Origin of the sequence: Sphingobium yanoikuyae (assembly GCF_034424525.1) — a bacterium.
GTDB classification, from domain to species: Bacteria; Pseudomonadota; Alphaproteobacteria; order Sphingomonadales; family Sphingomonadaceae; genus Sphingobium; species Sphingobium yanoikuyae.
Genome location: NZ_CP139979.1, coordinates 3,068,410 through 3,093,706, shown reverse-complemented (window position 1 = coordinate 3,093,706; position 25,297 = coordinate 3,068,410). Strand labels below are relative to the sequence as shown.

Here is a 25,297-nt window from a genome sequence, read left to right as displayed (position 1 = left end):
AGGGAATGGAGAAAAGGACAGTCTTTCGGTGTCAGTCGGGCTGGGCGGCGTCCGTTTTCGCGATGGCCACGCGATTGCGGCCGCCATGCTTGGCCGCGTAGAGGGCGATGTCGGCGGCGGCGAGCCAGGCGTCGCTGCTGATCCGGTCGGGCCCGATCTCGGCAATGCCGAAGCTGGCGGTGACGCGCAGCGGCGGGATATGGGCGATTTCCAGTGCGGCGATGGCATCGCAGAAACGCTGGGCGGCAGCCCCGGCCTGCGCTGCGTTGCTTTCGGGGAGCAGCACGCCGAACTCTTCCCCACCAAGCCGGCCCAATATGTCGTTCGGGCGCTTGGTCCGGTCGCAACAGGCGGCGACCTCGCGGATCACGACATCGCCGGCGGGGTGGCCATGGGTGTCATTGACTCGCTTGAAATGATCGATGTCGAACAGCAACAGGCTGGCCGGACGCGCATAGCGGCGGAAGAGGGCGATATGCTTGTCCATTTCCGCCACGAAGGCGCGGCGGGTGAGGGCGCCGCTCAGATGGTCGCGCTCGGCGATGCGGCGCAGTTCCAGTTGCTCCACCACCAGCGCGCCGAGATTTTCGAGGATGGCGATCTGGCCGGGATCAAATTCGCGCGGCACGGTATCGATCGCGCAGAGGGTGCCGACATTATAGCCGTCGGGCGTCGCCAGCGGGACGCCGGCATAGCTGCGGATGTTGGGATCGCCGGTGACCAGCGGATTGCTGCTGAACCGCTGGTCGGAACAGGCATCGGGGACGACCATCGGCACGCGGTCGCGGATGGTGTGGTTGCAAAAGGCGATGTCGCGCGGGGTTTCGGTCGCGTCGATGCCGGTGCGCGACTTGAACCATTGGCGATCGCCATCGATCAGCGACACGACCGACATCGGCACGCCCAGGATCGACCGGACAAGCTGGGTGATGCGATCAAAGGCGGGCTCGGGCGGGGTGTCGAGAATTTCATAGCGCCCGAGCGCGGCCAGGCGGGCGGCTTCGTCGTTCAATTTCGTGTCGAGCATGGCGCCTATCCACTTGAACCGGTGGCGAATGCTGCCTCCCGATCAGCGGTCGCCCTATGTCGCAAGATGGGGCGGCGGGGCCGTGACGTCAATGTCGGGATGGGAACCCGTCGCGGCAACGCGGCCGCTGGTCGCGCCTATTCCTCGCCGAACTTGTCTTCGACCAGGGCGACGAGCTGGTGCAGGCTGTCATGCGCGTCGGGGCCGGCAGCGCTGATGGTGATGCTGTCGCCCATGGCGGCGCCGAGCATCATCAGGCCCATGATCGATGTGCCGGTGACTTCGCTGCCATCCTTGCTGACGGTGATCTGGGCGGGCAGGCCGCTGGCCAGGGTCACGAATTTCGCGCTGGCGCGGGCGTGGAGGCCGCGCTTGTTGCTGATCCTGACTTCCCGGCTGATATCATTCATGAGGTGCTGCCCAGCAATTCCGATGCGACGCTGATATATTTCTGGCCTGCTTCGCGGGCAGCGGCGACGGCGGCGCGCACGTCCATCACCTTGCGGGCGCTTTCCAGGCGGATGAGCATGGGCAGGTTGATGCCCGCGATCACCTCGATCTCGCCGGCCTTGAGCAGCGAGATGGCGAGGTTGGACGGGGTGCCGCCGAACAGGTCGGTCAGCAGGATGACGCCGGCGCCGTCATTGACGCGCGCGACCGCCGCCGCGATGTCCGCGCGGCGCAATTCCATGTCATCTTCCGGCCCGATGCAGATCGTTTCGATCTGCTGTTGCGGTCCCACGACATGTTCCATGGCCACGACGAATTCCGTCGCAAGCGACCCATGGGTGACGAGTACGAGTCCGATCATCTGCTTCCGCGGCCCACCTTTGTCATGATATTGCTTTCGGGCCTCCCGGTCTGCGCTTCTCCAGACTGTCCTGGGGCGCTGATTCCATATTGCGGTGCGAGACGGTGGGCGAAAAGCCCGCATCTTGCAAGTATCTAGCGACATGTTCGGCGACATGGACCGAGCGATGGCGCCCGCCGGTGCAGCCGAAAGCCACGGTAATATAGGTTTTGCCGGCCTCGGCGTAGCGCGGCAGCAGGGTCGTCAGCAGATCCTGGATCTTGCCCAGCGCCTCCTGATAGGCCGGGTCGGCCTGGATATAGGCGGCGACATCGGCGTCGAGGCCAGTCTTGGGACGCAAATCCTCGTCCCAGAAGGGGTTACGCAGGAAGCGCATGTCGAACATCAGGTCGACATTGCGCGGCACGCCGCGCGAATAGCCGAAGGAGAGGATGGTCAGCACCGGGTCGGAGAGCTGTTCGCGGGCGAAGCGGGCGCGCATTTCCTGCTGCAGCGCATTGGTCGACAGGCTGGTGGTGTCGATCAGCTGGGCCGACCAGCGGCGCAGCGGTTCGGTCAGTTCGCGTTCGCGGGCGATGCCGTCGGCGGCCGGGCGATCCTGCGCCAGCGGGTGGCGGCGGCGGGTTTCGGCGTAGCGGCGTTCCAGCTCGGCGCCCGAGCAGTCGAGGAACAATGTCTCGATATCATGGCCATGGCGTTCGCGCAGCGCCTTGATCCGTTGGACGATGGCATTGGCGTCGAAGCCGCGGGTGCGTGCGTCGATGCCGAGCGCCAGCGGCCGGTCATCCTCGCCGCCATGACCGGCGGGCAGGGGCGTGTCGAGCAGGCGATCGAGCAGCACCAGCGGCAGATTGTCCACCACTTCCCAGCCCATATCCTCCAGCGTCTTGAGCGCCGTGGTCTTGCCGGCGCCCGACAGGCCGGAGACGAGCAGGATGGTCTTGGGCGCGCTATCGCTCATGTCTTGCCCAGGGCCTTGAGCGCGAGTTCGACCTTGATCGGGGCGGACGCCTCATGCGCGACGACGGCGACCAGCGGAATTTCGACCCCGGCGATGGTACGGGTGGCAGCGTGCATCGGCATGCGTTCGACCGTTTCGGCCAGATCGACGATCAGCGCGACCGGCGAATCACCGACATGGGGCACGGGCACGATGCCGATGCCGCGCACTTCCATCTTGCCGCTGATGGTTTCGGGGGCGGTGGCGATCAGCCGGCCGTCGACCCGCTTGAGCAGGGTATAATCGTCGGAAACCAGCGTCGCACCGCGATCGATCAGGCGCAGGGCGAGGTCGGACTTACCCATGCCGCTGGCGCCATAGAGCAGCACCGAGCGTCCCTCGATCGCGACGGTCGTTGCGTGAAGCGTCTCTGATGAAAGTGCCCGCACCATGTTCCCCTGCCTTCCTGCTTCTAGCCCCAGTTCGCCGCGTTGGAAATCGAATTGCGTCGATTCACGCGACATCGCAGCGGCACATTGTGGCCAGCAGGAATGAACAGCTTATTGCTTTCATTCGGACATTATGCCGGGGTCGCGTTCCACGGCCATGGGCAGGCGGACGATGAAGCGGGCGCCGCTCAGCCTGTCCTCGCGGTCGGCGATGCTGATCTTGCCCTGATGCCCCTCGACGATCGAGCGGGCGATGGCGAGGCCGAGACCCGAATGCTTGCCGAACGCCTCGCCTTCCGGGCGGACGCTGTGGAAACGGCGGAAGACATGCTCGCGCTCGCCCTCCGGCACGCCGGGGCCTTCATCCTCGACGCTGACCAGCACTTCATTGTCGGCGACGGTGGCGATGATCTGGACCAGCCCGTCGTCGGGCGAGAAGGAAATGGCATTGTCGATCAGATTGTCGAGCACGCGCACGATCCGCTGTTCCTCGCCCAGAACGACGGCGACTTCCTTGCGTGGGCGGGCGAAGGCGAGGCGGATGCCGCGCGGCACGCCGCGTGCCTCGCGCGCCAGCACCATGCGCTCGATCAGCAGGCCAAGGTCGATCGGCTCGAACCGGGTGCGGGACAATTGGGCGTCGATGCGGGAGGCTTCGGCAATGTCGGTGACGAGCCGGTCGAGCCGGCGGACATCATCCTGCGCGATCGCCATCAACTGATCGCGCAGGTCCGGCCGGTCCACCCGTTCGAGCGAATCGAGCGCGGAACGGAGCGAGGCGATCGGGTTCTTGAGTTCATGGCTGACGTCGGCGGCGAAGGCGTCGGTCGCGTCGATCCGCTGGCGCAGCGCATGGCTCATGTCCGACAGGGCGCGGGCGAGCATGCCGATCTCGTCGCGCCGCTCGGGCAGGCGGGGCACGGTGACCTCCCGCGCGCGGCCGAGGCGAACGCGCACGGCGGCACGGGCCAGACGCTGGAGCGGCTGGACGATTGTGCGGGCGAGGAACAGCGACAGCAGCACGGAGGCGAGGACGGCGGCGGCCAGCACGATGCCCAGACGCAGCCGTTCGGCGCGGACGATGCGGGTGATATCGCGCGCATTTTCGGTCGCGAGCAGGCCCGAGCCGTCGCGCACCGCGACGGCGGCCGAGATCATGAAGGTGCGGTCGGGCGCATAGCGGTTCATCGCCTGGGGCTGGCGCGTCTTGGCGGCCAGCACCAGTTCGGGCCAGGCGCTGGCGCGATCGACGGCGGGTTCCTCGAAATTGGGCGGGCGATCGGCGGAGACGACGCGGTCGACCGCCTTGTCGAGGAAGCGGGCGACATGGCGCTGCCATTCCTCTTCCGAGGGCAGGCGCAGCCGATAGCGCGGCGCATCCATGGCGAAGCTGTCGGCCATCAGATTGCCGGCCGCGTCATAGCGGCGCACCCGGTCGCCGGTCTGGCGCGCATAGGCGGCGATCAGCGCATTCTGCCGGTCGGCAGGCGCGTTTTCCAGGCCAATGGCGAGCAGCTTCAGCTCGCGCGCCGACTGTTCCAGCCGATCGTCGACGATCCGCGTGCGATAGCTGTCCAGATAGAAGAAGCCGCCCGCCAGCAGGGCGAGCGCGAAGACATTGACCGCCAGGATGCGCGGGGTGAGGCTCAATCGCCCCGACCAGCGCACCGCGAGCGGCGCGTCCTCATTCTTCGGAGAAGCGGTATCCGGCGCCATAGAGCGTGTCGATTGCGTTGAAGTCAGGGTCTACCTCTCGGAATTTGCGACGCAGCCGCTTGATATGGCTGTCGATCGTGCGGTCGTCGACATAGACGTCGTCCTGATAGGCGGCGTCCATGAGCTGGTTGCGGTTCTTCACCACGCCGGGCCGTGCAGCGAGGGTTTCCAGGATCAGGAATTCCGTGACGGTCAGCGTCACATCCTTGCCGTCCCATTTCACCCGGTGGCGGGGCGGGTCCATCTCCAGCCGGCCGCGCACGATCGGATCGGATGGCGGCTCGTCGGCGGCTTCGGGCGTGCGGCTGATCTCCGCGCGGCGCAGGATGGCGCGGATGCGCGCGATCAGCAGTCGCTGCGAGAAGGGCTTGGAGATATAATCGTCCGCGCCCATGGCCAGACCCAGCGCCTCGTCCAGCTCGTCCGCCTTGGAGGTGAGGAAGATGACCGGCATCTGGCTCTTTTCGCGCAGACGGCGCAGCAGTTCCAGCCCGTCCATCTGCGGCATCTTGATGTCGAACACGCCCAGATCGGCCGGATTGTCGGTCAGCGCCTTCAGCGCGGCTTCCGGGTCGGTGTAGATGCGCGTGACGAACCCTTCGGTCTGCAGCGCGATCGACACCGACGTCAGGATATTCTTGTCATCATCCACCAGCGCGATGGTTGCGGTCATGCTGCGTCCCGGAACGTCATGATAAAATGGGTGAAGGCATCCAGCGTTAGACGATGGCCGCCGGGCCTGCAAGGAAGGGGCGTTGCAATTGTTGCTGCGACCCGTGCGTCGTTTTTCGGGACGGGCTGTGGTTCGCCCCTATTTGACGGCCGTGGCGCAAAGCCCTATGCCGGTAGGGCTTGAAGGGGAGGATGTCCGCGCGACAAGGATCGCGGCGCTCCCGGACGGGCCGGTCGCATAAAAAGACAAGCGACTAAGGGACTTTTTACATCAGGAGCTAAGGCGTGCAGGCCAAATCCTCAATCACCCTGGTCGACCAGGGCATCTCCACCCATGCCACCCAGTATTGGAACCTCGGCACTGCGCCGCTGGTCGAGGCCGCGCTTGCCAATGGCGAGGGCATTTTGGCCAAGGACGGCCCGCTGGTCGTCAAGACCGGCAAGCATACTGGCCGGAGCGCCAGCGACAAGTTCATCGTCCAGGATGCCGAGACGCAGGACACCGTCTGGTGGGGCAAGACCAATGTGCCGATGACGCCGGAACATTTCGCCGCGCTGAAGGAGGATTTCTTCAAGGCGCTGGGCGAGAAGGACAAGCTCTATGTCGCCGACCTCTATGGCGGGTCGCAGCCCGAATATCGGGTCAATGTGCGCGTCATCAACGAGTTCGCCTGGCATAACCTGTTCATCCGCACGCTGCTGGTGCGGCCCGAGGCGCAGGCGCTGGCCGATTTCGCGCCGGAATATACCATCATCGATCTGCCGACCTTCGTCGCCGATCCGGCCCGCCATGGCTGCCGCAGCGAGACGGTGATCGCGGTCAACTTCACCGAGAAGCTGATCCTGATCGGCGGCACCCGCTATGCCGGCGAAATGAAGAAGTCGGTGTTCGGCATCCTCAACTACCTGCTGCCGACCAAGGGCGTGATGCCGATGCACTGTTCGGCCAATATCGGCGCGAACGGCGACACCGCGGTCTTCTTCGGCCTGAGCGGCACCGGCAAGACGACGCTGTCGGCGGATGCCAGCCGCACCCTGATCGGCGATGACGAGCATGGCTGGTCGGACCAGGCGGTCTTCAATTTCGAGGGCGGCTGCTATGCCAAGATGATCAACCTGTCGGCCGAGGCCGAGCCGGAGATCTTCGCCACCACCAAGCGGTTCGGCACGGTGCTGGAAAATGTCGTGATCGACGAGGAAAGCCGCGAGATCGACCTGGACGACAACTCGCTGGCGGAAAATAGCCGCGGTTCCTACCCGATCGACTTCATCCCGAACACGTCGGAGAAGAATCTGGGGCCGGTGCCCAAGAACATCATCTTCCTGACCGCCGACGCCTATGGCGTTCTGCCGCCGATCGCGCGGCTGACCCCGGAGCAGGCGATGTATCACTTCCTGTCCGGTTACACCGCGCGCGTCGCGGGCACCGAGATCGGTGTGACCGAGCCGACCGCCACCTTCTCGACCTGCTTCGGCGCCCCCTTCATGCCGCGCCACCCCAGCGTCTACGGCAATCTGCTGAAAGAGCGGATCAACAAGGGCGGCGTCACCTGCTGGCTGGTTAATACCGGCTGGGCCGGTGGCAAGGCGACCATGCCGGGGATCAAGCGCATGCCGATCAAGGTGACGCGCGCGCTGCTCAATGCCGCGCTCGACGGCAGCCTGAACAGCGCCGAATTCCGCACCGATCCCAATTTCGGGTTCGAGGTGCCGGTGGCGGTCAATGGCGTCGACAGCCAGATCCTCGATCCGCGCGCGATGTGGGCGGACAAGGACGGCTATGACGCGACCGCGGCGACGCTGGTGAAGGCCTTTGTCGACAATTTCGCCCAGTTCGAGGAGCATGTTGACGATGGCGTGCGCAGCGCGGCGCTGACGGCGGCCTGAATGGGCGCCTGATCGGACGCAGCAGTGTAGGGAAGGGGCCGGGGCGGGAACGCTCCGGCTCTTTTGCTTTTGGCGCGGGCGTGGCGGTGCTATGCTGTCCGCCTATCATGGCAGCGGAGATTAGCATGGGCATGTTCGACAATCTGATGGGCAATCTGGGCGGGCTGGAAGCGATCGCGCAGAAGGTCGGGCTGGAGCCGGAACAGATGCAGGGCCTGCTGAACGAGATCGGCGCCAAGATCGGCAGCGGCGAGACCAGCGTGTCGGCACTGGCCGAGACGGCGGCCGAGCATGGCGTGTCGGCCGATGCGCTGCAGCAGTTGCTGGGCCAGTTTGGCGGGCCGGAGGCGATTTTGGGCCAGTTGGGCGGCTTCCTGGACCGCGATGGCGACGGCAATCCGCTCAATGAACTGAGCGGCCTGGCCAAGGGGCTGTTCGGCTGAACAGGTTGCGGCGCGGGCCGGCAAAGCCGGCCCTTGGTTGCCCCCAAGTTTTTTTGGCCTTGCCTTCGCGATGCGGTGGGGCCATTTGCGGACTACACCATTATTGCGAATGATCCGCAACTAGCGCCGCCCGATCATGGCGGCGCCGACGAAATGCAAGGATAAGGTCTTGACCGACGTGACGATCGAAAAGCCGGTTCTGGAACCCACCGGCGCGCTTTCCGTGGAAACCGTGCTGTCGGTGAAGCACTGGAACGAGCATCTGTTCAGCTTCCGCATCACCCGCCCGGCAAGCTTCCGCTTCCGTTCGGGCGAGTTCATCATGATCGGCCTGAAGGGCGACAATGGCAAGCCGCTGCTGCGCGCCTACTCGATCGCCAGCCCGGCCTGGGACGAGGAAATCGAATTCCTGTCGATCAAGGTGCAGGACGGTCCGCTGACCAGCAAGCTGCAGAAGATCGAGCCGGGCGACCAGATCTATCTCGGCCGCAAGCCGACCGGCACGCTGGTGACCGACGCGCTGCTGCCGGGCAAGCGGCTGTTCATGCTGTCGACCGGCACCGGCCTGGCGCCGTTCCTGAGCCTGCCGCGCGACCCGGACGTGTATGAGTTCTACGAGCAGGTCGTGGTGGTGCATTCGGTGCGCCGCGTCAGCGACCTCGCCTTCCGCGAAGAGATGGAAGGCAAGTGGGCCGAAGACCCGCTGGTGTCGGAACAGGCCGCCGGCCAGTTCCATTATGTGCCGACCGTGACGCGGGAAGAATTCCCCAACAATGAGCGCATCGACAAGCTGGTCGAGAGCGGCAAGCTGTTCGAGGGGATTCCGGGCGCGGCCAAGTTCGATCCCGAAACCGACCGGATCATGATGTGCGGCAGCATGGAGATGATCAAGCAGTTCGCGGCGTTCTTCGAGGAGCAGGGCTTCACCGAAGGCTCCAACGCCGCGCCGGGGCAGTTCGTGATCGAGCGCGCGTTCGTAGGCTAAGCGCTGCGGCAGCGAGAATAGGGAAGGGCCGGGGGAGCGATCCTCCGGCCCTTTTTTTCTTTGTGATGGCGCAGTGGATGTTCAGCAGGACGGCTGCTCTTCCATCCTCCCCTGCAAGGGGAGGTGGCAGCACGAAGTGCTGACGGAGGGGTGTCATGCCATCGATAGCGTGACACCCCTCCACCGGCTTCGCCGGTCCCCCTCCCCTTGCAGGGGAGGATGTCATGTCCACTGACGGACGTGTCCGTTACGCGCCCTTCCTCTGGGCGACATAGGCGTCGACATTTTTCGCCAGCACGGTCATCGGCACGCCGCCGCCCTTGACCACGGCATCGTTGAACAGGCGGAAGTCGAACTTGTCGCCCAGCGCCTGTTGCGCCATTCCGCGCAGGCGGACGATTTCGCCATGGCCGACCTTGTAGCCGCAGGCCTGGCCCGGCCAGGCGCAATAACGGTCGACCTCGCCCTGCACATCCTCGACCGTGGAGCCGTTGGTGGTGGCGAACCAGTGGATCGCCTGGTCGCGGGTCCAGCGCTTGGCATGGAGGCCGGTGTCGACCACCAGGCGGCAGCAGCGATAGGCGATCGACTGGAGATAGCCCAGCCGCCCGGCGACATCGCCATCATAGGCGCCCAGCTCGTCGCCCAGCTGCTCGGCATAGAGCGCCCAGCCCTCCGAATAGGCGTTGAAGGCGAGCATGGAGCGGATCAGGGGGAGTTTATACGTATATTCGCCCTGCCAGATATGGCCCGGAATCCCCTCATGATAGCAAAGCGTCGGCAGCGAATAGCGCGGCCAGATGCTGGTATCGCGCAGGTTGATATAATAATTGCCCGGCACGCTGCCGTCGATCGTGCCCGCGCCGGCATAGGCGCCCGGCGCCCCGGCCTCGATCTCCACCGGCACCCGCTTCACTACCAGCTTGGCGGGCACCAGGGTCGCGAAGGCGCGGGGCAGGCGGGTGCGGATGTCGGCGAGGCGCCCGTCGATATAGGAGAGGATCTGCTGGCGACCCTTGTCATCATTGGGGAAGAGATAGCGGGGATCCTTGCCCATCGCCGTCATCCGTTCACCCACGGTCCCCTTGGTCATGCCGAGGGATTTCAGGAGCTGGTCCATTTCCGACTGGAGGGCTTTGAGCTGTTCCTGGCCCAGCGCATGGACTTCGTCGGGCGACATGGTGGTGGTGGTGCCGGCCTGCAGCGCCCAGCCATAATAGGCATCGCCCTGCGGCAGTTTCCACACGCCCGCATCCATGGTCGCGGTGGCGCGCTGGCGGGTGAGTTCGGCGGCCTGGCGGGCGAGCGCGGGGGCGATGGCGGTGCGGGTGATCTGCTGCGCCTTGGCGGCATAATCGCCCTGCATGTCTTTGGTGCGGCGCGCGATCGAGGCGACCGGCACCCACTGGTCGATCGGCTGGCCCTGCACCGCCTTCATCTGGCCCAGCGTCTTGTCGAGCAGGAAGGCGGGGGCGACGACGCCGATGCCGGCGTCATGGCGGAACCGCTCGGTCTCGCCGTCGAGATTGGCGGCATATTGGCTGAGGCGTTCGAGATAGGCGTCGGCGTCGGCCGGGGTGGCGATGGCGTGATTGGCGTCGAGGAAATCGGGCGTCTCGATGAAGGCGCCGGTATTCTGGGCAACGGCATAGGGCGCGTTGCGATAGGACCAGTTGCTGTTCATCATCGCCATGTCGCCAAAGGGGAAGGCGAAGCCGGCATCGGCCAGTTCATGGGCGGCGCGCACCACCTCCACATCGGTGCGGGTGGCGGGCGACAGGGCGTCGAGATCGACGGCGCGCAGCTGGGTCAGGCGATCCTTCACATGGGCGGCGATCCGCGCCTGGCCGGCCGGGCTCTTGTCGCCCAGGCGCGCTTTGAGCGGGACGCGGGCGCCGGTGTCGAGGCCAAGGCCGCTCGCGGTTTCGGGCGCATCGGCCAGCATCGCTTCGGCCATGCCGGCGAGCAGGGCTTCTGCGCGGGCGTCTGCGGTGGTCGCCTGCGCCAGGGCGCGGACGGGGAGCGCGGACAGAGCGAGGGCGGAGGAGCCGGCGACGAGGAAATCGCGGCGGGAGGTCGTCATGGCGAAAAGGGTCTCCGTAGGAATTCACGCGGCTGGCGCGATTTCCGAGTCATCCGGCGGGGCGCCGGATTGGAAATCGCTCTCTTAACTTCGCATATTTCCCGCACATTTCGACATCTTATTTCCTACCTGCGACAGATCATAATAATCGGGCGATGCTGCCAAGGTCGATCTCCGGCGCGCTGATCGAGAGTTCCGCGACCAGATCGCGCAGGGCGATGCGCTGGCGATGGGGCATGGCGGCGCGGGCACCGCTGCGCTCGGCACAGATGGTGCGCATCGCCGCCAGCATCACCCGATTGTCGGGCGCGCGGCGATGGCCGACCACCACGCCGCGCCGGACGATGGGGCGGACCTGCGCGCAGCGGGTCAGCGCGATCGCCTGGGCGCGAGCGGCGTCCAGCCCCATCTCCAGCGCCCAGTCCCAGGCGGCGGCAAAACTCTCCGCCCCCTGTTTCTGCCGCAGCTGATAGGCCGAGCGCGGCGAACAGCCGACGCTGCGCGCCGCCTGCGCCACCACGCCACAGCGCGCCAGCATGTCGATAAAGGCCCGCTGCGCGGCCGGCGACCATCCCGACGCGCGCCGGCGCAGCATCGGGACGGAGGTGAAGTGGAGAAGGGGCATGTCGGTCATGCCGGCGAGGCTATCATGCGGGTGGAGGTGTAGGACAGGGTGGGTAAATACGACCTTTCAGTGCGGGCGAAAAATTTCCGTAAGTCGATAGAATGGAAAGCCTTTTCATACATATTTGCTGCTGATGAATGAAATGTATTTTATAGCTGAATCTTCAGATGAAATGTGTGTCTGAGAACGGGTCGGTTTTCGTGGGTTGGTCGATTAGATTTAGATGCTTTTGAGGGGGTGTTGTAATGCGCGGAAGAATTGTTGGAATGGAAGAGCAATATTCAAATTTTATGACGAATATGAGAGGTGCTGATTCAAGATTTGTTGGTGAGAGAGATTCTCAGAGTTGTATCAGAAATATCTAATAACAGTAATTTTGATGTTATGAATGCTGCTCGTAGTGAAATTCTAAAATGGGCCCGAAAACGTGCTGGTTCCATTCTTCCAGCTGAAGCATGGAATGGAATGCATTTTGAACTGCCGGTGGCGGGTCGAGCTACTATGGCAAGTTGCGTAGAAAATGGTGACGGAGTTATTTGGTCACTCAGAGCTGATGATCCCGATAAAAATGTGGCCGGTCGGATATGGTCCAGCGAGATCAGTCTTGGTAGGGCTAGCCAGAGCGGTAGCGTAACGCTTGGTCTTCGCCTGCTTGTTAATTCTTCTGAGCGCCAATTGGTTATCGAACCTGCGGTTCCTGGGCCTGTGCTTCAGATCGCGGATGTCTGTGGACTTGTCGACGGACCGGTGCCAATAAGGACTGCCGCACATCACGTCAGCGAAATTGACCATGTGGAAATGTTGTTCGATTGGCTCAACAGTCCAAAGCGTAAATTGCCAATTATTGTCGCAACGGGTGATGAACGTGAAGGTGATCCATCAAGACCTATGCTTGATGTGGATTCGCTTGGGAAGGCGTTGTGTGGTTTGGCACATGTCGTTTCGCTCCCTGCTGCACTCAGTTTTCATTTGAGCGATACCCTAGGAAAAGAACTGACAGTTTTTCATGGGGGGGTGCGTGTTTACCAACCAGGTTTCGATCTCGACACCGATCCTCGAGGTCACCGACTTATCCTCGGTTATCACGTCAGAAGGTCACCTGCTGAAACAGCGGCTGAATTGCAGCGAAGTGTTGCGCGCGATAGTCTTCGCAGAAGTAGGCTTGGGCATGAAATCGTTTCTTTTGCTGCAGTTCGAAGCGCTGCCGTTCAGAAACAGAAGGTCGCGCAAGCTGCAACAGGTGTAAATGACGGTGAACGGGTCATTACCCTCGAGGCGCAGGTTGCTGCTCTTAATTCGCAAATTGACGATTTGCAGGGGCAAGTTGATCAGGCCCTACAGCTATCCGAGGAGGAAAGCGATCGAGCTGATATCGCAGAGACGCAGTTGTATTCTTCAGCCGCGCGGATTGCGATTTTGGAGGCCTCGCTCTCTGAAGTTGGTAAAGAAGTGGCCGAGGCACCCATTCCTTCAAAATGGGAAGAATTTGTAGATTGGTGTGATGTCACCTTTACGGGTCGGCTCACATTAGCATCGGCCGCTAGGCACGGAGCTAAGAAATCTGAGTTTCAAGACATTGACGTTGCTGGAAGAGCGATCCGATGGCTCGCTTATGACGCTAGAACCAGATTTTTAGAAGGTGGTGGAGAGTTGTCTAATATTCCTGTGTTCGATGGCATAACAAATGCACCATGTGGCGCCGATGAATATACCTTCGATTTTCAGGGAAGAAGAATTTCCGCAAATTGGCATTTGAAAAACGGTGGGAATACGCGACAGCCTGAAAGATGCCTACGAATTTATTACGCTTTCGATGACCGGACAGGACAAATTATCGTGTCAGACATGCCCTCACATCGGCGAACTGGTGCCAGTTGAGGACGATCTTAAGAAAGGTTGATTTACGGCCATAAGGGGGATGCAAGAGGGCACTGATCGTCGGGTATGGCGGATTGCCGTTTCTCTCTACACCCCCTCCACCCACAGCACCGCACCCTCGGCGCCGGTCACGCGCACCCGCGCGCCCGCTTCGCTGTCCGGGCCGCGGGCGGTCCAGACGCTGTCGCCGACCTTGACCCGGCCTTCGCCGCCGCGGATCGGCTCCACGACTGTCACCAGTTCGCCGATCAGGCGGGCGGTGCGGTCGTTGAGATTGGGGTCGGTCGAGGGCACCGGATTGTCCACATACCAGCGCCGCCCGGCCCAGACCGAGACGACGCAGAGCGCGGCGAAGATCAGCAGCTGGAGCGGAATGCCGATCGGCAGCGCCAGCGCGGCGAGGCCGGTGATGGCGGCGGCGATCGCGATCCAGATCAGGAAGACGCCGGGGATCAGCACCTCCGCAATCGCCAGCAGCGCGGCGAAGACCAGCCAGGCCCAATGATCCTGGAGCATGCTGAGCCAGTCGTTCATGGGGTGGTCCTGTGGTTGGTGGGGTGGGGTGTTTTTGCGTCGTTTCGGTGGCGGCGGGGCGCAATTGCTCTGGCGTCGCGGATAGCGGAAAGTGCGGGAGATGTCGAAGAGAGGCGCGGGCCTCTCTTCGACCCGCTTTCGCGGGAATGACGGGGGTGGGTGGGGCCAAACACAATCCGTTCGGGCTGAGCTTGTCGAAGCCCTTTTCCTTGGACAGGCTTCGACAGGCTCAGGGCGAACGGTTTTGGGAGGAGGCGTTGCGCTGCGGGCTTCTCGACTTGGCTCGAAGCGAACGGAGGCGGTGGGCGGTTCGGGGCGGTGGGGGTGGTTTGGGCGCGCGGGATGGGTGCGTAGCCCGCGATGGCTTGGTCGCTATGGCCTGACAGAGCGGACCGGTTGCGCAGATGCGCCATCGCCACGCGCCTCAGCCCTGGGTCTGGCCGAACGGTCCCCGCCGTGGTGCGGCGGGTGGCGCTGGTGGGGTGGGGGTGTCGCCCAGCGCTTCCTTGGCGAGCTGGCCGATGCCGCCGAGCGTGCCGATCAGCTGGGTCGCCTCGACCGGGAAGAGAATGGTCTTGGCATTGGGCGAGGTGGCGAATTGCTGCACCGCGTCGGTATATTTCTGGGCGCTGAAGTAATTGAGCGCCTGCGGATTGCCGGCGGCGATCGCGTCCGACACCATCTGGGTCGCCTTGGCTTCGGCTTCCGCCTCGCGCTCGCGCGCCTCGGCATCGCGGAAGGCGGCTTCGCGGCGGCCTTCGGCTTCCAGGATCTGCGACTGTTTCTGGCCCTCGGCGCGCAGGATCTCGCTGCTTTTCAGGCCCTCGGCCTCCAATATGTTGGCGCGCTTCTCGCGCTCGGCCTTCATCTGCCGGCCCATGGCGTTGACGATGTCGGCGGGCGGGCGGATGTCCTTGAGTTCCACGCGGGTGATCTTGATGCCCCAGGCGTTGGTGGCATGATCGACCACGGAGAGGAGGCGGGCGTTGATCTCGTCGCGCTTCGACAGGGTCTCGTCCAGGTCCATCGAGCCCATCACGGTGCGCAAATTGGTGGTGGCGAGCTGCATGATGGCGACATAGAGTTCGGACACTTCATAGGCGGCCTTGGCGGCGTCGAGCACCTGGAAGAAGACCACGCCGTCGACCGACACCATGGCATTGTCCTTGGTGATGATTTCCTGCCCCGGAATGTCGACGACCTGCTCCATCATGTTGATCTTGCGGCCGACGGCGTAGAAGAAGGCGGGGTAGAAATTGAGGCCGGGCTTCGCCACCTCGGTAAAGCGGCCGAAACGCTCGATGGTATATTGATAGCCCTGCCGCACCACCTTGACGCTGACCGCCAGGTAGAAGAGCACCAGAAACGTGACCGTGAGTGCGAAGGTCGTCACCATATGTCCTCCCCAATGTGGGAGCGCACTATGGCGGCTATTCGTTAACGGGAAAAGGCAAAGTGATGGAGAGACATAAGATGCAGTTGCGCCACGCCCGATCCCTGCTGTTCCTGCCCGCGTCCAATCCGCGCGCGGTGGCCAAGGCGCGCACGCTGGCGTGCGACATGGTGATATTGGACCTGGAGGATGCGGTGCCCGACGCGGACAAGGCGGCGGCGCTGGACGCGGCGGTGGAGGCCGTGGGCGAGGGCTTTGGCGGGCGGCTGATGGCGGTGCGGATCAATGTCGAGGGGATGCCGTCGCATGGGCCAGAGATGGTGGCATTGAAGCGCACCGCGGTCGACTATGTGGTGCTGCCCAAGGTCGAGAATGCCAAGCAGGTGAAGGATGTCTATTCCGTCGCGCAGAAGCCGGTGATCGCGATGATCGAGAGCGCGAAGGGCGTGCTGGCGGCGCCGGGAATCGCGGCGGGCGAGGGTTGCGCGGCGCTGTTCGTGGGCACCAATGATTTGCGCAAGGATCTGAGCATTCCGCCGTCGGCCGGGCGGGCGGGGCTGGCCCATGTGCTGCAGAGCGTGGTGCTGGCGGCGCGCGCGGCGGGGATCGCGGTGTTCGACGGTGTGTTCAACCGGCTGGATGACGAGGTGGGGCTGGAGGCGGAATGCGCCGAGGGCCATGGCTTCGGCTTTGACGGCAAGACGCTGATCCACCCCGGACAGGTGCCGGTGGCGAACCAGGCGTTCGGCCCGGATGCGCAGGCGGTGGCGGATGCGCGCCGGCTGATCGAGGCGGCGACCGGCGGGGCCGAGCGCTTCGAGGGGCGGATGATCGAGGCGATGCATGTCGAGGAGGCGCGGGCGCTGGTGGCGCGGGCGGAGGCGGTCGGGCAATAGCGAAAGGCGACAAGGCATGGCGGTACGGTTCGACAAGGTTGCGATCATCGGGACCGGCCATGTCGGTGCCACGGCCGCCTATGCGATGATGCTGCGCGGGCTGTTCACGCAGATATTGCTGATCGACGCGGACGGGCCGCGCGCGCAGGCCGAGGCGCTGGACATTGCCGACGCCAATGCGCTGGCGCGGCCGGCCCATGTCCTGCGCGGCGACTATCGGGATGCGGGCGACGCGGCGATCGTGGTCATCACGGCGGGGGCGACCACCCATGGCGAGGAAAGCCGGCTGTCGGTCGCCGGACGCAGCGCCGCCATCGTGGCGGACTGTGCGCGGCGGGTGGTGGAAGCAGGCTTTGCCGGGGTGATGATCGTCGCGTCCAACCCGGTCGATGCGATGGCGCAGGTGGCGCAGCGCGCGTCGGGGCTGCCGGTGGGACAGGTGATCGGCACCGGGACGCTGCTCAACAGTGCGCGCTTTCGCCGGCGGCTGGCCGACCGGCTGGGGGTGGCGCCGGTGTCGGTCGAGGGGCAGGTGCTGGGCGAGCATGGCGACAGCGAGGTGGCGGTCTTTTCGGGCGTGCGGATCGGCGGGGTGACGCTGGACCAGTTTCGCGGTGGCGCGGTGCTGGACCGGGCCGAACTGGCGCATGCGACGATGCGGGCGGGCTATGCGATCAACTATGGCAAGGGCCATACAAGCTATGGCGTGGCGACGGCGATCGTGCGGCTGTGCGAGGCGGTGCGGCGCGACGAGCAGGTGGTGCTGCCGGTGTCGACCCTGGCCCATGGCGAATGCGGCGTGGCGGGCGTCTATCTGAGCCTGCCCTGCGTGATCGGGGCGCTGGGGGTGAGCCGGGTGCTGGCGCCGGACCTGGACGCGGAGGAACGGGCGGCGCTGCAGGCGTCGGCAGCGGTGTTGCAGGGCATCATGGACGGGCTGGAATCCCATTGAAAAATCGCCGGCGATATCATCCCTCCGGCAGATCCACCCTGGGCAGAAGTTCCGCCTCCAGGGCGGGATAGAGGTGAGCGACGCTGCGTTGCAGTTCGTAGCGGGTGGCGGCCATGATGGCGAAGCGGTCGGGGATGGGGAGGGTGCCGGCCTCCACCATGTCGAGGCCGGACTGCACGGCGGTTCGCAGTGTCGCATCGAGCCAGTCGAGCCAGTCGCGGGTCTGGGCGATGGCGCGGGTGCCGGCGGGATCGAACGGGCCATGGCCGGGGATCGCCGCCTTGTGCGGCAATTTGGCAAGCGCATCCAGGCTTTCGCGCCAGCGGCCAAGGTTTGCGGTCGGGGTGCTGGGCGCGCGGTCGAGGAAGAGCAGGTCGCCCGCGATCAGCGTGCCGGTGCGTTCGTCCAACAAGGCGAGATCGGCATTGCTGTGGCCGGCGAGCGGCAGCAATTGCAGGCGGCGGCCGCCGAAATCCTCCGCCGGCTGGTCGATCCGCCGGCCCGGCAGGGCGAGGTCGGTGCCGCGCATCCAGTCGCCCAGCAGGCGATAGAGCGCATCGGAAAAGCCGCGTCCGTCCCGCTCCATGTCGGCGATGGTGCCGGGCAGGGCGGCGACGATGGCGGGATCGAAGGCGGCGATGCCCATGCCATGGTCGGGATGGAGATGGGTGACATAGACCCGTATGACCGGCTGACCGGTCAGCGTTTCCGCCACTTTCCTGAGCATGTGGCCATAGCGGATCGACGGGCCGGCATCGACCAGCAGCGTGCCGGCCGGGGTGGCGATGATCGTAATATTGGCGATTGCGCCGCCATTGGCGAAGAGCATCGGTTCATCGGCGCCATGGATCATCCACAGGCCATCGGCGATCGGCTGCGGATCGATGTGATAGTCATCGGTTGCGGCCCCGGTCAGCAGCGGGAGGGCGCCGGTCATGCCGGCCAGCGCCTGTCGGCGGTTGAGCATCATCGGCCGGTCGCGCCGGTGGTGGTGGGCAGGGGCGACTGGCGGGCGACGGTCACCTTGGCGAGATAGGCGCGGCCATTGGTGTCGCGCGCGTCGATGGAGAGCGTGTCGCCGGGATGGGCGCGGGGCATCAGGGTGATGGCGGGGTCTTCGGCGACGGCGGCCCATATCTCCATCTGACCGAACAGCTGGCCGTCAGGGCCGGTCACGCGCATCTGTTCGATATGATAGGTCGGGATATTGGCGACGAAGCCGGTGTCCATGGGATGGCGGAAGGTGACGCGCAGCCGGCTGGCGCCATCGGCCATCGGCCAGGCTTCGCCCCGCATTTCGCCCAGATGCTGGGCCCAGTCGCCCTTCACTCGGCTGACCGGCGGGGCCGAGCAGCCGCCGCCCGCCGCATCGACCCAGCCGCCGCTGACCAGCCATTGGCCGTCGGCCAGTTGCACCGCGCCGCGCACCGGGGTGCGCTGGTCGAGCTTGATGCGGGTGGCGACATAAGGTTCGGCGCCGTCGGGCCGATAGTCGATGGCGATCGGGATGGGATTGAGATCGGCGAGGATCAGCATGCGCCTGACGGGGCCGAGGTCCGGACCGAGGCCGCGGGCGTCGAGCGCGACCGGGAAGCTGCGCTGGTTTTCCGCGATTTCGGGATAGCTGACCTTCACGCGCGGATCGAAGCGGACCGGATCGTCACCGAAGATGGTCTGCGCATGGGCGGTCCACATGGGCGAGTGCAGCGGATCGGCGGGATAGGGCGCGCGGGCAGGCGCTGTGCCGCCGATCGCCAGCAGGCAGGACATGGCCATGGCTGTCAGGGTCTTGCGCCTGTTCATCCTCTTCTCCCAAAGTCCATGCCTAGCGCCGGGAAAAACCGGCTACCATTGCACCTTGGGTCGTGCGGCCTGGGAGGGATGGGGATGCGGGCGAGGATCGGGCTGATGGCGCTGCTGCTGATGCCGGGCGTGGCGCTGGCGCAGGAGGCGGGGCTGTTCGATGCGGAGGGCTATCGCATTGCCCATTATCGTGGGCCGGTGCATCGCCCGCCCGAGGGGGTGGGCAGGATCGCGCCGGCCGCGATCGCCGGGCTGCGGCCGGATATCGACATGATCCTGATCGATGTGCTGCCGGCCGAGGGCGGCCATCGCGCGGCGGACGGACGCTGGCAACTGGCGCAGCTGCATGAGAGCATCCCCGGCGCCCACTGGTTTCCCGAAAGCGGGCGGGGCGCGCCGATGCCGGATATTGCCGACTGGTTCGCGCGCGGGGTTGCGCGGCTGACCGGGGGGAAGCGCGACCGGATGATCGTCACCTTCTGCCGCGCGGATTGCTGGATGGGCTGGAATGCGGCGCGACGGCTGCGGGCGATGGGCTATCGCAATATCTGGTGGCTGGCCGAGGGGACGGACGGCTGGCGCGATCTGGGCCGCGACCTGGAGCCCGTCCAACCCGCGCGCCGATAGGACCAAAGGTCAATTGTCTGGCCCCCGTTTTTGGGCATGTTGCACGCTAACGGGGTAGTTCAAACCATTGATTTTCGGGAGAGAGTAAATGCTTCATCGTTCGGCGCTGGCGATCATCGGCGGCCTGGCCATGGCCAGTGCGATGCCGGCCGCGGCCAAGGACATCACCGTCCATATGAAGAACAAGGGCGCCGATGGCGCGATGGTGTTCGAACCGTCCTTCGTGAAGGCGGCGCCGGGCGACGTGATCCATTTCCAGCCGACCGATCCCAGCCATAATGCCGAGACCATCTCCACCATGTTGCCGGCCGGCGCGACCCCGATGAAGGGGGCGATGAACAAGGAGGCGGTGCTGACCGTCAGCAAGCCAGGCCTGTATGGCATCAAATGCATGCCCCATTATTCGATGGGCATGGTCGCGCTGGTGCAGGTGGGCAAGCCGACGGCGGCCGATGTGACGGCGGCCAAGGCGGCCAAGCTGCCGCCCTTCGCCGCCAAGCGGATGAATGCGGCGCTGTCCCAGGTGAAATAAGCGCGGTCCAATCCCGCAAGCAGGCAGGCCGGTCATCCGCCAGGATGGCCGGCCTGTTTTCTGTCATTCGTAGCGCAGCGCGTGGATCGGGTTGGTGCGCGCGACGCGGAAGCTGTGCGCGCCAATCGTGAGGATCGCGATCAGCAGCGCCAGCCCGCCTGCCAGCAGGAAGGGCAGGGGCGTCAGCGCGATCCGGGCGTCGAAGCCGTTGAGCCAGTCGCGCATCAGCCACCAGGCGATCGGCCAGGCGATGAGGTTGGCGATCAGCACCGGGCGGGTGAACTGCCAGACCAGCAGTTGCACGATCTTCCCCGTGCTGGCGCCCAGCACCTTGCGGATGCCGATTTCCTTGGTCCGGCGCTGCGCGGTGAAGGCGGACAGGCCGAACAGGCCAAGGCAGCCGACGATCACCGCCAGCAGGGCGAAGGCGGCGAAGGCCTGGGCCCGTGCTTCCTCGGCATGATAGACTTCGCGCACGATGTCGTCGCTGAAGCGGGCAGTGAAGGGCACTTCGGGAGCGAGCCGCTTCCACACGCTTTCGATCCGCGCCAGCATCGTCGCCGGATTGCCATGATAGCGGATCAGCATTTCGTTATGATTGTCGCGATCGAAGAGGAAGAAGATCGGGTCCATCGGATCGCGGATCGAGCGGAAGCGCGAATCCTGGACGACGCCGATGATGGTGATGGGCACGCTGCCGCCAAATTCGTCGCGCACCAGGCCGCCACGCACCTGCTTGCCGATCGCGTCCTGCGGTGAGGCAAAGCCCAAGCGCTTGACCGCCAGTTCGTTGACCACGGTATTGGCGCCGCGCGCGGCAAAGGCCCGCTCGGCCTCCGGAACCTCCGGGAAGGGACGGGTGATGTCGTCGATCGGCCGGTTGATGTCGAAGCTCCGCCCGGCGAGCAGCTTGATGCCCATCGTGTCGAAGAATTTCGTGTCGACCTGATAGATGCCCATGCTGATCGGCTCTTCACGGCCGGGCACGAGGATGCCGCTATTGGTGTTGTTGGTGGTGCTGATGCCGATATTGGTGCGGCCGACCGAGGTGACGCCGTCGACCTTCTCGATTTCCCGCACCATCGTGTCGAGCACCGGGTCGAGCTGGCGGCGGCTGATGCCCGAAATCTGGATCAGCCCCTCGCGCTTGTAGCCGGGATCGGAATTGCGGGCATAGAGGGTCTGGGCATAGACCACCGCGGTGCAGATGATGAGGCCGATCGACACGGCGAACTGGGCAACGACCAGTGCGCTGCGCAGCCGGCCCGATCCTTCCGCATCGGCCGCCGACTTGTTGGCCTTGAGCACGCGGGCGGGCTGGAAGCGGGACAGGTAGAAGGCGGGATAGGCGCCGCCGGCCACGCCGACCAGCAGCACCAGGCCGATGATCGGCAGGATGAGGCCGCCGCTGCCGAAATAATGGAGGCTGAGATCCGCGTCGAGGAAGCGGCTGACCAGCGGCAGCAGCAATTCGGTCAGCGCCAGCGCGACCAGCATCGCCACCGCCGAGACCAGGATGGATTCGCCGATGAATTGCAGCACAAGCTGGCGGCGATTGGCGCCCAGCACCTTGCGCAGCGCAACCTCCCGCGCGCGCTGGCTGGCGCGGGCGGTGGCGAGGTTGACGAAATTGACGCAGGCCATGCCCAGGATCAGCAGGGCGACGATGGCGAAGGTGATGATCGAGCCGCGATCATTGCCCGGCGTCATCGACCCGTTCTGGGCGCGGCCAAGATGGACGTCGCGGACATTGACCAGGGCGAAGTTCATGTCGTCGCCCTGGTTGAAGCGGCGGCCGCCGAAAAACTGGTCGGGGATGTTGCGCTTTTCCCATTGCGGCAGCTGCGCATTGATCGCCTTGACGTCGGCGCCGGGCTTCAGCCGGGCATAGATCCAGCCCGACTGCCAGCCATATTGGCTGAGGAAATCGGGTGTCTGCGCCCAGTAGCTGGGCGGATCATAGCGGGCGAGCATGGTGAGCTTGAGGTGCGAGGCCTTGGGCAGATCCTTGAGCACGCCATTGACGCGATAGTCGGTCGAGATGCCGCGCGAGATGAGCGTCAGCGTCTGGCCCATCGGGTCTTCGCTGCCGAAGCGGCGCTTCGCCTCGCTGTCGGTCAGCACCATGTCGCCGGGCTTGGCCAGTGCGGTGCGCGGATCGCCCTTCACCAGCGGCAGGTCGAGCACGTCGAACACCGGGCCGTCGACGAATTTCATATCGTCCACTTCGGTCGCGACGCCGTTGCGCAGCACGACCGGCCCGGCCGACAGCAGATGGACGGCCGCCGCGATCTGCGGGAAATCCTTCCGCAGCGCCGCCTGCGCGACATAGGGCGCCATCTGCAGGTTGTTTTCGCGGCCGCCATGCGGATCGGTATAATAGGTCTGGAACTGGAAGGTCCGGTCCGCCTGCGGCATCCAGGCGTCGAAGGTCAGTTCATTGCGGACGAACAGCAGGATGATGAGGCAGGCCGCCATGCCGGTCGCCAGCCCCAATATGTTGATCGCCGCATAGGTGCGGCTCTTGAGCAGTGACCGCAGGCCGACCGTCAGATAATTGCGCCACATGGGAAGTCTCTCCGTCTTGGGCTATCAGGCGGCGCGGCGCCGTTCCTGCAGGATGCGGCCGTCCAGCATGTGGACGACGCGGCTGGCATAATCGGCATGGGCGGGCGAGTGGGTGACCATGACGATGGTCGATCCTTCGGCGTTGAGCGTCTGGAGCATCTTCATCACTTCCTCGCCATGGCTGGTGTCGAGATTGCCGGTCGGTTCGTCGGCCAGGATCAGGCGCGGTTCGGACACCAGCGCGCGGGCGACGGCGACGCGCTGCTGCTGGCCGCCCGACAGCTGGCTGGGGCGGTGGCGGGCGCGATGGGCGATGCCGACCCGGTCCATCACCGCCTCGACCTTCGCCTTGCGCTCGGCCGCGGGCATGGCGTGATAGAGCAGGGCGAGTTCGATGTTCTCGGCCACGCTCAGTTCGTCGATCAGATTGAAGCTCTGGAAGATGAAGCCCAGATGCGTCTTGCGGATGCCCGCCAGCCTGGGTTCGGGCAGGCCGGCAATCTCGGTGTCGCCAAAGCGGTAGGAGCCGCTCGACGGGCTGTCGAGCATGCCGATCATGTTCAGCAGGGTCGACTTGCCGCAGCCCGACGGGCCCATGATCGCGACAAATTCGCCCTGGAAGATGTCGAGGTCGATCGCGTCGAGCGCGGTGGTTTCGACCATGTCGGTGCGATAGACGCGGCTGAGTTCACGCAGGCTGAGCAACGCTTGGGTCATGTCTTTGCCTTTCACTTCTTTTCGAGGACCAGCCGATCCTTGTCGGCAAACCCGGTATAGGGGGATGTGAGCACCTGCTCGCCGGGCTCCAGCCCGTCGAGGATCTCGATATAGTCGGCGTTGCGCCGGCCCAGGCGCACGGCGCGCTTCACCGCCTCGCCGCCGTCGGGTGTCACCACGAACACCCAGGCACCGCCGGTGTCATTGTAGAAGCTGCCATTGGGGATGAGCCGCGCGCGCACCGGATCGCCCAGCGTCAGCTTGGCCTGGAGCGTCTGGCCGCGCTGGATCTGGGGCGGTTCGCCGTCGAGGAATTGCAGGTCGATCTCGAACTGGCCGTTGCGCACGGTCGGATAGATTTTCGCGACCTTCATCCGGTAGCTCTTGCCGTTCCAGTCGACCGTCGCGGTCTGGCCGAGCTGGACGCGGGGCAGGTAGAATTCGTCGATCCCGGCAACCAGCTTGTTGCGCCCGGGGCTGTCGATCTGGCCCAGTCGCTCGCCGCGCGCCATCGACTGGCCGACCTGGATCGAGAAGGCGGAAACGGTGCCGGCGACCGGCGCGCGCAGGTTGAGCGCCTCCAGGCTGGCGCGGGCGACACCGAGGCTGGACTGGAGGGTTTCGGCCGAAGCGCGCAACTGGGCGAGCTGGCTGGTCTGGAGCCGCTCGTCGGTCTGCTGGGTGCGGGCGAGGACGGCCCGGCGATCGCGCTGATAGCTGAGATCGTCGCGCGTGTCGGCAAAGGTCCGGCCGGCGACGAAGCCGCGCGCGGCCAGCGGCGCTTCCCGCTCATATTGGCGCTGCGCCTTCTTGAGGTCGAGATCGGCCTCCAGCATGGCGCGGTTGTTGGTGAGCCGGTTCTGCGACAGCGCCAGTTCCTGGCTGCGCATCGAATTGAGCTGCTGCGTCACTTCGGTCTGGCGGGCGAGGACCGACAGTTGCAGTTCCGCGTTGGACAGGCGGGCGAGCAGCTGGCCCTTCTGGACGGTGGCGCCATCCTCGACCAGCACCTCCTCGACCCGGCCGCCCTCGATCGCGTCGAGATAGACGGTGATGAGCGGGGTGACGCGGGCGCGCAGCGGCAGGAAATCGTCGAACCGGCCCTGGCTGACGGTGGAGACGACGATGCGGTCGGCCGGCAGGGTCTGGCTGTTGCTGCTGGGCATATAATACCAGGCGGTGCCGATCAGCGCGATCGCGCCGGCAGCACCCAGCGCGATCTTCGCGCGCAGCGGCAGGGCCTTGCGCGCCACCACCCGGTCCATCGCGCCGCCACTGGTGGGCGCGGCAGCCCGCGGCGTTTCGCTCGGCATGCTGACGACGCTCATGCGCGGCCGCTCCACTGTCCGATTCCGAACATTGCTTGTCCGATACCGAACATCAGGCGAGGAAGGGCTTGCAGCCGGTGCCGGCGCGGGCGGGACAGCGGAGATGCCCGGCCTCGGCCGCCATCTGGCGCGGCGCTTCGCAGCCGAACGGCCGGGAAGCGGCCTGCGGCGCGGCCATCACCAGCAGGGTGGCGGCGATGCCGAGCAGGATCGAAAGCGGTTTTGACAGCGAGGAGCCGGGCCGGCGATACATTGTCAGTCTCCATCTGGACATGGGCGCGCACGCCCTTTGCCCGATGCTTCGCAAGCGGCGTGCCAGTTGCCTTTTTGCGGGCATGTGCGGGACGGATCGGGGCCGTGACGGGTCTGGCACGGATATTGATTGCACGGTTCCGGACAGGCGCTGTACGGGAGCGAACGGATGACAGAGG

Annotated in this window: 25 protein-coding genes; 8 read left to right on the top strand and 17 right to left on the bottom strand. The window is 65.1% G+C overall.

The window, feature by feature from the left end; translation table 11 throughout:
- Nucleotides 1-31: 31 nt before the first annotated feature.
- The 7 genes from U0025_RS14295 to U0025_RS14265 form a co-directional block, all read right to left on the bottom strand.
- On the bottom strand, nt 32-1,027 hold the full coding sequence (locus U0025_RS14295; RefSeq protein ID WP_004208086.1) for a sensor domain-containing diguanylate cyclase: 996 nt from the start codon (nt 1,025-1,027) through the stop codon (nt 32-34).
- A 137-nt stretch (nt 1,028-1,164) separates the two neighbouring features.
- The gene (locus U0025_RS14290; RefSeq protein WP_004208085.1) at nt 1,165-1,437 is read right to left on the bottom strand and encodes an HPr family phosphocarrier protein; all 273 of its coding nucleotides are present in this window, start codon (nt 1,435-1,437) and stop codon (nt 1,165-1,167) included.
- Nucleotides 1,434-1,838, bottom strand: coding sequence for a PTS sugar transporter subunit IIA (locus U0025_RS14285; RefSeq protein WP_004208084.1), 405 nt, complete (start codon nt 1,836-1,838; stop codon nt 1,434-1,436). The genes U0025_RS14290 and U0025_RS14285 overlap by 4 nt, the downstream gene beginning before the upstream one ends.
- Nucleotides 1,839-1,860: 22 nt before the next feature.
- On the bottom strand, nt 1,861-2,799 hold the full coding sequence (gene rapZ / locus U0025_RS14280) for an RNase adapter RapZ (RefSeq protein WP_004208083.1): 939 nt from the start codon (nt 2,797-2,799) through the stop codon (nt 1,861-1,863).
- The gene (locus tag U0025_RS14275) at nt 2,796-3,230 is read right to left on the bottom strand and encodes an HPr kinase/phosphorylase (protein WP_004208082.1); all 435 of its coding nucleotides are present in this window, start codon (nt 3,228-3,230) and stop codon (nt 2,796-2,798) included. The genes rapZ and U0025_RS14275 overlap by 4 nt, the downstream gene beginning before the upstream one ends.
- Nucleotides 3,231-3,347: 117 nt before the next feature.
- Nucleotides 3,348-4,943, bottom strand: coding sequence for a HAMP domain-containing histidine kinase (locus tag U0025_RS14270; RefSeq protein ID WP_004208081.1), 1,596 nt, complete (start codon nt 4,941-4,943; stop codon nt 3,348-3,350).
- Nucleotides 4,912-5,616 carry a response regulator transcription factor gene (locus U0025_RS14265; protein WP_004208080.1) on the bottom strand — a complete coding sequence of 235 codons (705 nt, stop codon included), beginning with the start codon at nt 5,614-5,616 and terminating at the stop codon, nt 4,912-4,914. Before U0025_RS14265 ends, U0025_RS14270 begins: the two co-directional genes overlap by 32 nt.
- Before the next feature lie 284 nt (nt 5,617-5,900).
- Between U0025_RS14265 and U0025_RS14260 the strand changes: the two genes are divergently transcribed.
- The 3 genes from U0025_RS14260 to U0025_RS14250 all read left to right on the top strand — a co-directional run bounded on the left by U0025_RS14260 (nt 5,901) and on the right by U0025_RS14250 (nt 8,930).
- Nucleotides 5,901-7,502, top strand: coding sequence for a phosphoenolpyruvate carboxykinase (locus tag U0025_RS14260; protein WP_004208079.1), 1,602 nt, complete (start codon nt 5,901-5,903; stop codon nt 7,500-7,502).
- 125 nt (nt 7,503-7,627) lie between these two features.
- The gene (locus U0025_RS14255; protein ID WP_004208078.1) at nt 7,628-7,945 is read left to right on the top strand and encodes a hypothetical protein; all 318 of its coding nucleotides are present in this window, start codon (nt 7,628-7,630) and stop codon (nt 7,943-7,945) included.
- Nucleotides 7,946-8,081: 136 nt separating this feature from the next.
- The gene (locus U0025_RS14250; RefSeq protein ID WP_004208077.1) at nt 8,082-8,930 is read left to right on the top strand and encodes a ferredoxin--NADP reductase; all 849 of its coding nucleotides are present in this window, start codon (nt 8,082-8,084) and stop codon (nt 8,928-8,930) included.
- A gap of 247 nt (nt 8,931-9,177) precedes the next feature.
- Here U0025_RS14250 and U0025_RS14245 read toward each other — a convergent pair whose 3' ends face one another.
- On the bottom strand, nt 9,178-11,013 hold the full coding sequence (locus U0025_RS14245) for a DUF885 domain-containing protein (RefSeq protein WP_004208076.1): 1,836 nt from the start codon (nt 11,011-11,013) through the stop codon (nt 9,178-9,180).
- A gap of 139 nt (nt 11,014-11,152) precedes the next feature.
- Nucleotides 11,153-11,647 carry a hypothetical protein gene (locus tag U0025_RS14240; RefSeq protein WP_004208075.1) on the bottom strand — a complete coding sequence of 165 codons (495 nt, stop codon included), beginning with the start codon at nt 11,645-11,647 and terminating at the stop codon, nt 11,153-11,155.
- Between the two features lie 318 nt (nt 11,648-11,965).
- On the opposite strand from U0025_RS14240, the gene U0025_RS14235 reads away from it, so the two are divergent.
- Nucleotides 11,966-13,516, top strand: a complete 1,551-nt coding sequence (locus U0025_RS14235; protein ID WP_157225190.1) for a hypothetical protein — start codon at nt 11,966-11,968, stop codon at nt 13,514-13,516.
- A gap of 87 nt (nt 13,517-13,603) precedes the next feature.
- On the opposite strand, the gene U0025_RS14230 is transcribed toward U0025_RS14235, so the two are convergent.
- Both U0025_RS14230 and U0025_RS14225 read right to left on the bottom strand, forming a co-directional pair.
- Nucleotides 13,604-14,050, bottom strand: coding sequence for an NfeD family protein (locus U0025_RS14230; RefSeq protein ID WP_004208073.1), 447 nt, complete (start codon nt 14,048-14,050; stop codon nt 13,604-13,606).
- A gap of 424 nt (nt 14,051-14,474) precedes the next feature.
- The gene (locus tag U0025_RS14225) at nt 14,475-15,446 is read right to left on the bottom strand and encodes an SPFH domain-containing protein (RefSeq protein ID WP_004208072.1); all 972 of its coding nucleotides are present in this window, start codon (nt 15,444-15,446) and stop codon (nt 14,475-14,477) included.
- Nucleotides 15,447-15,523: 77 nt separating this feature from the next.
- Here U0025_RS14225 and U0025_RS14220 point away from each other — a divergent pair, with 77 nt between their 5' ends.
- The gene (locus U0025_RS14220) at nt 15,524-16,339 is read left to right on the top strand and encodes an HpcH/HpaI aldolase/citrate lyase family protein (protein WP_004208071.1); all 816 of its coding nucleotides are present in this window, start codon (nt 15,524-15,526) and stop codon (nt 16,337-16,339) included.
- A gap of 16 nt (nt 16,340-16,355) precedes the next feature.
- A complete protein-coding gene (locus U0025_RS14215) occupies nt 16,356-17,291 on the top strand; it encodes a lactate/malate family dehydrogenase (protein ID WP_004208070.1) in 936 nt (311 codons plus the stop codon).
- A 16-nt stretch (nt 17,292-17,307) separates the two neighbouring features.
- Here the strand turns inward: U0025_RS14215 and U0025_RS14210 are convergent, their stop codons facing one another.
- Nucleotides 17,308-18,261, bottom strand: a complete 954-nt coding sequence (locus U0025_RS14210; RefSeq protein WP_004208069.1) for a quinoprotein relay system zinc metallohydrolase 1 — start codon at nt 18,259-18,261, stop codon at nt 17,308-17,310.
- The gene (locus U0025_RS14205; RefSeq protein ID WP_004208068.1) at nt 18,258-19,094 is read right to left on the bottom strand and encodes a quinoprotein dehydrogenase-associated SoxYZ-like carrier; all 837 of its coding nucleotides are present in this window, start codon (nt 19,092-19,094) and stop codon (nt 18,258-18,260) included. Before U0025_RS14205 ends, U0025_RS14210 begins: the two co-directional genes overlap by 4 nt.
- An 84-nt stretch (nt 19,095-19,178) precedes the next feature.
- On the opposite strand from U0025_RS14205, the gene U0025_RS14200 reads away from it, so the two are divergent.
- On the top strand, nt 19,179-19,721 hold the full coding sequence (locus U0025_RS14200; protein WP_004208067.1) for a rhodanese-like domain-containing protein: 543 nt from the start codon (nt 19,179-19,181) through the stop codon (nt 19,719-19,721).
- Between the two features lie 88 nt (nt 19,722-19,809).
- Complete coding sequence (locus U0025_RS14195; protein WP_004208066.1) at nt 19,810-20,253, top strand: pseudoazurin; 444 nt, start codon at nt 19,810-19,812, stop codon at nt 20,251-20,253.
- 63 nt (nt 20,254-20,316) lie between these two features.
- Here the strand turns inward: U0025_RS14195 and U0025_RS14190 are convergent, their stop codons facing one another.
- Genes U0025_RS14190 through U0025_RS14175 form a run of 4 tightly spaced genes read right to left on the bottom strand, consistent with a single transcriptional unit; the run spans nt 20,317 to nt 25,119 of the window.
- A complete protein-coding gene (locus U0025_RS14190) occupies nt 20,317-22,821 on the bottom strand; it encodes an FtsX-like permease family protein (RefSeq protein WP_004208065.1) in 2,505 nt (834 codons plus the stop codon).
- A 24-nt stretch (nt 22,822-22,845) separates the two neighbouring features.
- Entirely contained in the window at nt 22,846-23,538 is a 693-nt protein-coding gene (locus U0025_RS14185; RefSeq protein ID WP_004208064.1) for an ABC transporter ATP-binding protein, read from the bottom strand.
- Between the two features lie 11 nt (nt 23,539-23,549).
- Entirely contained in the window at nt 23,550-24,866 is a 1,317-nt protein-coding gene (locus tag U0025_RS14180; protein ID WP_004208063.1) for an efflux RND transporter periplasmic adaptor subunit, read from the bottom strand.
- Nucleotides 24,867-24,918: 52 nt separating this feature from the next.
- The gene (locus U0025_RS14175) at nt 24,919-25,119 is read right to left on the bottom strand and encodes a hypothetical protein (protein WP_004208062.1); all 201 of its coding nucleotides are present in this window, start codon (nt 25,117-25,119) and stop codon (nt 24,919-24,921) included.
- Nucleotides 25,120-25,297 lie beyond the last annotated feature (178 nt).